This window comes from Draconibacterium sp. (assembly GCF_041583095.1).
GTDB lineage: Bacteria > Bacteroidota > Bacteroidia > Bacteroidales > Prolixibacteraceae > Draconibacterium.
In genome coordinates this window covers 1-2,711 of the sequence record NZ_JBFHGM010000420.1, presented here as the reverse complement: position 1 = coordinate 2,711, position 2,711 = coordinate 1, and the positions used below count along the sequence as shown (strand labels likewise).

General features: G+C 43.4%; 2 protein-coding genes and 1 tRNA gene. 2 read left to right on the top strand and 1 reads right to left on the bottom strand.

The features are described from left to right. The coding region (locus ABZB17_RS22060; protein WP_372653758.1) for a PhoH family protein at nucleotides 1–1,129 on the bottom strand (1,129 nt) is incomplete at its 3' end. A gap of 145 nt (nucleotides 1,130–1,274) precedes the next feature. On the opposite strand from ABZB17_RS22060, the gene ABZB17_RS22055 reads away from it, so the two are divergent. Continuing rightward, nucleotides 1,275–2,525: a folylpolyglutamate synthase/dihydrofolate synthase family protein gene (locus ABZB17_RS22055; protein ID WP_372653755.1), complete on the top strand. Its 1,251-nt coding sequence runs from the start codon at nucleotides 1,275–1,277 to the stop codon at nucleotides 2,523–2,525. A gap of 100 nt (nucleotides 2,526–2,625) precedes the next feature. After that, a tRNA-Val gene (locus ABZB17_RS22050) sits at nucleotides 2,626–2,700 on the top strand. Nucleotides 2,701–2,711: the final 11 nt, after the last annotated feature.

The following is a 2,711-nucleotide window of genomic DNA, read 5'->3' as shown; positions in this document are numbered from 1 at the left end:
TTTTGATCTCGTGCGGAGTAAGGTTTTGCGCTTCGTCGATGATAAAGAAAGCGTTGGACAAACTCCTACCACGGATGTACGCCAGCGGAGTGATGTTCAGCCTTTCTTCCTTCACCATTTCTTCAATGAGCTGGTACTCGTTGCTTCGGGGGTTGAAAGTATGTTTGATTACAGCGAGGTTATCGAAAAGCGGTTGCATGTACGGATTGATCTTTTCGTTGGCATCGCCGGGCAAATAACCAAGGTCGCGGTTGCTTAATGCCACAATCGGACGGGCCAAAAGTATCTGTTCGTACTGGCGGTGTTGTTCAATTGCAGCAGCCAAAGCCAGCAAGGTTTTTCCTGTTCCGGCTTTTCCTGTTAGTGCAATCAATCTTACTTCCGGGTCCATCAGCATGTTCAAACTAAAAGTCTGTTCGGCATTTCGTGGTTTAATGCCATAAGCCGATTTTTTCTCTACCCGGTAAATGCGCTCCGATTTGGCGTCGTAACGCGCCAGTGCACTCGACTGGTTGCCTCTGAAAATGTAACATTCGTTGGCATCGGGATTAAAACCTTTAACATCGGCTTTTGCAAATGAACCCTGCTGATAAAGCTGGTCGATAACAATATCGTCAAAATTATCGAAGGTAGTGATGGTTTTGTCCAGCACATTCTCATCGGTAACCTGGTCGGTTTTGTAATCCTCCGCCTGAATTCCCAGCGACTTGGCTTTCATCCGAAGGTTAATGTCTTTACTGATCAGAACCGTTTTCCGACGCGGATACGTCTTTGCGGTAAAATCAGCAATAGCCAGGATTCTATGATCGGGAATATCCTCACGAAACGAAGCTTTTAACTCATCCGAGAACGGTTTTCCCGTTTCAATTCGTAAGCGGCCTTTTCCTACACCAAGCGATTTCCCGCCGTTAAAAATGTCATCTCCAACAATTTCATCGAGCACCCGGGTAAATTCGCGTGCCTGAAAGTTGATAAGGTCGTTTCCTCGTTTAAACTTGTCCAGCTCCTCGAGTACTGTAATCGGAAGGATAATGTCGTTATCCTGGAACTGGTAAATACATGTGTGATCGTGTAAAATTACGTTGGTATCAAGAACGAAAATTTTACTCTTTTTGGTTTTACTCAGCATATATAAATGATTTGTTCTAAATGTATATAATTTCGTCAGAAATCGGGGCTGATGCGCCAAAAATTAATAAACTTGCACCAGTTAATAAATATTGAATTCATTGGATTACAAAGCTACTTTAGACTACATGTTTAGTCAGTTGCCTATGTTTCAGAGAACTGGGCCTGCTGCCTATAAAAATACCCTGGAAAATACTTTGAAACTGGATGAAAATTATGGTCATCCGCACCGAAAGTACCGAACAATCCACGTTGCCGGAACCAATGGGAAAGGATCGGTTTCACATATGCTGGCATCGGTGCTTCAGGCGGCCGGGTACAAAACCGGTTTATATACTTCGCCACACCTGAAAGATTTTCGGGAACGCATAAAAATTAATGGACAAATGATGCCGGAATCGGCGGTGGTTGATTGGGTGGATAACTTTAAAGCTAACAATGAATTGTGGAAAATTCAACCTTCCTTCTTCGAACTGACGGTAGCTATGGCATTCGATTATTTTGCCGATCAGGAAATTGATGTGGCAGTAATGGAAGTGGGGCTTGGCGGACGGCTCGATTCTACCAATATTATTACGCCCGATGTAAGCATTATTACCAATATTGGTTTAGATCATACCAACCTGCTCGGAGATACTTTGGAGAAGATTGCCGGCGAAAAAGCCGGGATAATAAAATCGGGTGTTCCGGTGGTGATTGGAACTACACAACCTGAAACTGCTCCGGTTTTTAATGCCAAAGCGCAAGAGCTTGATACTTCAATTTATTTCTCGGACCAGGAATACAACGTTGCCTATTCGCTATTGAGCATGGATGGCAAACAACAACTGAATGTGGCAAAGAATGGGAAAGATGTTTATCCTGAATTGGCATTGGATTTATTGGGTCAATACCAGCATAAAAATATACCGGCCGTGTTAAAAGCTGTTGACCTTTTAAATGAGAAGGGGTATAAAATAACAGAAGATAATTTACGTGAAGGACTGGGAAATGTGGTTGCAACTACCGGTTTGCTGGGCCGTTGGCAGGTAATTGGCAATAATCCGTTAACGGTTTGCGATACCGGGCATAACGAAGACGGAATGAAGTCGATTGTTCAGCAGCTGGAAAATACAGCTTACAAGAAGTTGCATTTTGTTTTTGGCACTGTTGGCGATAAAGATCCGGCGAAAGTTCTGGCACTTTTGCCCAAACATGCGAACTATTATTTTGTAAAAGCTGATATTGCAAGAGCCATGGATGCGGACGAGCTGGCAGACAGAGCAAAAGAGTTTGGGGTGGTTGGCGAAGTTTATCCGTCAGTAAACGAGGCATATAAAAAAGCTCAACTTGTTGCAGATAAAACGGATATGATATTTATTGGGGGCAGTACATTTGTGGTGGCAGAAGTACTTTGAGAAAATTCTTGAAAAAACTTTTGCAGAACTAAAAATAGGTTTTATATTTGCAGCGCCTTACTGAAAAGGGGGCGCGTTCAGAAACAGAAATAAGCATATTGGGGGGTTAGCTCAGTTGGTTCAGAGCACCTGGTTTACACCCAGGGGGTCACTGGTTCGAATCCAGTACTCCCCACAAAAGAGGTT

What these genes read in the sequence shown, in the direction of transcription:
- ABZB17_RS22055 (WP_372653755.1), top strand. Translation starts at nt 1,275, where the DNA reads ATGTTTCAGAGAACTGGGCCTGCTGCCTATAAAAATACCCTGGAAAAT.